The 2,438-nt window shown below is 35.2% G+C and carries 3 protein-coding genes and 1 pseudogene; all 4 read right to left on the bottom strand.

The genetic code is table 11. The features are described from left to right. Window positions 1-96: 96 nt before the first annotated feature. The 4 genes and pseudogenes from AB1422_07000 to AB1422_06985 all read right to left on the bottom strand — a co-directional run bounded on the left by AB1422_07000 (window position 97) and on the right by AB1422_06985 (window position 2,438). Window positions 97-582, bottom strand: coding sequence for a hypothetical protein (locus tag AB1422_07000; protein MEW6619077.1), 486 nt, complete (start codon window positions 580-582; stop codon window positions 97-99). A gap of 430 nt (window positions 583-1,012) precedes the next feature. Next, a complete protein-coding gene (locus tag AB1422_06995) occupies window positions 1,013-1,624 on the bottom strand; it encodes a hypothetical protein (GenBank protein MEW6619076.1) in 612 nt (203 codons plus the stop codon). Window positions 1,625-1,682: 58 nt separating this feature from the next. After that, window positions 1,683-2,084, bottom strand: a complete 402-nt coding sequence (locus AB1422_06990; protein MEW6619075.1) for a hypothetical protein — start codon at window positions 2,082-2,084, stop codon at window positions 1,683-1,685. A gap of 234 nt (window positions 2,085-2,318) precedes the next feature. After that, window positions 2,319-2,438: pseudogene (locus AB1422_06985) on the bottom strand (transposase).

Here is a 2,438-nt window from a genome sequence, read left to right as displayed (position 1 = left end):
GTAAGCGCTATTCAGATATACTTTCTTTAGCAGCCTAACGATAGAGCTTAACCGCCGAGCGTAAGCGAGGTCGGCTGCAGCGAGTTGTTAGATACTTTAATCCGTTGCCTCCTTTAACGCAAGAAACAAATTACAACTGCCTTGGGATATATAAAGAAACGCTTTCAAAAGCTCCATTTCTTCGGAGATAGCTTTCAACATTTGTATCTTCTTAGAAATTTTACCAAATTCCTCCACATAACCTTGTGTAATATTATTGAGCGCGGCTTCTGGAGGTTTTGTCTTGCAGCAATAAAATGCTACCTCAGGAGTAGTGAGAATAATATCAAAAAATCCTGTAAGAGATTCCGGGTACAAAAGACAGACATTCTTTGAGAAATCAAAATGCAGTTTTTGATTTTCGAGGAATTTCTTCAAGTGTTCGTCTATACCACCATCGACGCTGGTTATAATAAGAGTGCTACCTGTGATCAATTTAGCTATTTCAGTCTGAAACTCGGATAAATAGTGATTATGAAAGTTGAAAAAACTTACATCCCTATAAACTACCCTATCATCTGATAGGTTAAAAAAATTGAACATATCTATATCTCACCATTGTAGCGTCTAAAGTATCTAACGACCGAGCTCAGCCGCCGAGCGTAAGCGAGGTCGACTGCAGCGATGGGTTAGGTGACAATATACACTCGTAATTGAAACCTATGGAGTAAAAGCAAGCGTTTCTTTCCGGTAACATTGATGCGCTCGATAGTCATCAAGTGTTGTATCTTTTGATAATATTTGGATATAAAAAACATGGTTATGGTCTTTGGTGTATACATAGGTCTTGTAAAGTTGACTTGTTCGGTACAAGTTGAAATAGGCACTTTCGTGATACCTGTTGATCGAAATTTTTTAACTCAACCTTTACCTTTAGAGGCCAAGTTATCTTCCCACAGGCAGCAAGCATCAATACCGTTGTAATTAAGATTAGAAAAATACCGCTTTCTATCTTTTTCATTAGGCAAATACTTTATTTTTCGGTTTTGTCTTTTAATTTTTCTGATATTTCCTTCAATACCTTATAACTTTCTTCCGATATCTTTATAACTCTGTTGAATTTAATTATAGTATAAACTAAAAATGCACCCAATACAATAATCCATACATAATAGAAGATTTCTTGCACTCTAAATAGAAACGATGGATATTTTTGTGCTCTTTTCGCCAGTTCAGCCCCATGGTCTCCATAAGTTAGCCACTTCCCTATTTTATTATCAAAACAGAGGCTATTCTTCGAGCACCACATTGAATGACTATAAGAATATTTTTTGAGAATATCGTCAGGTAAACCAACTAATTCAACCTCAATAGTGCCTCTGTAATACCCACCTTCAAAGTGAGCGTAGGTATCATCAACAATAATATTAAGCACCTTTAACTCACCATCAAAAGGAAACCATTCAGTTTTGAATTTGTAGCATCTTTCTTTAATTTTTTCAAAAACTACTGTCTTAGGATCATTCTTCTGTAATTCCTCCCAGGCTTTTAATAAACCTTCTTCTGTTGGTTGAGCAGACAAAATAGAAAAATTAAGAATGAACACTCCCAAAAATGACATAATTTTTAACCTAAAGCTATTCATTGTAACCCCCTTTTTTCTTATTTGTCCTTATTGAACAATTATGCAATGTTGCTTCATATTAACCATACCACCTCTTTAATATTCTACAGCATAGAAAAGTAATCCACGGAGATGGCTCTTTTTTATTAGCAAAATCCCAATTTTTATAATGCATAAACATAGATGTTGGTATAAACCGTCCTTGTTCATCCTGCGAGTGCTCTATCCACTCAACTAATTCTTTGACTAACTTTTCATTTCTTACAAATTCAAAACGAGTTAACACCTCTGCTAAATATAATGCATTATACCATATAAAGGGATATTTTAAGGTCCAGAAACGTTTAGAACGACCAAAATAATAGATAGTTTTTCCATACTCATAGTGGAATTTAAGCGGATAATAGGCATTTTGAGCATAGAACGATTCTTTTAGTTCTGGAACTTTTGAGAACACTTCCAGCGCCATTAGTCCAGCCATTGGGCATCCCACCTGTAATTTTTTAAATAGACCTTCAACAAAAAAATAGTGGCAGAACCATCCTTGTTTGTTAGTCCATTTCTTTTTCAATTCTTCAACAGCTTTTTTAACTTGCGAATCATTCGGAGCTAAACATAAAAGTGAATAACATCAATTCTAATTAATTTCTGCCGATTTAATCCAAGAGAACCAACACATAGAATTTAAGCGTTTATTGTCGTTAGTTGCTTCCAGCCAAGCCTGGCAAGAAACATCCACTATTTCATCATAACCCTGATAAATTCGGTTACTAAGATAATATCTCCGTATCCAATCCCAAAGCCGTTCCACTGGATTTAATTCAGGTGAATAGGG

This window comes from bacterium (genome assembly GCA_040757115.1).
In the GTDB taxonomy this organism is placed as follows: domain Bacteria; phylum UBA9089; class CG2-30-40-21; order CG2-30-40-21; family SBAY01; genus JBFLXS01.
Note: the sequence above shows the minus strand (reverse complement) of the source record. Positions and strands in the feature narration are given on the sequence as shown.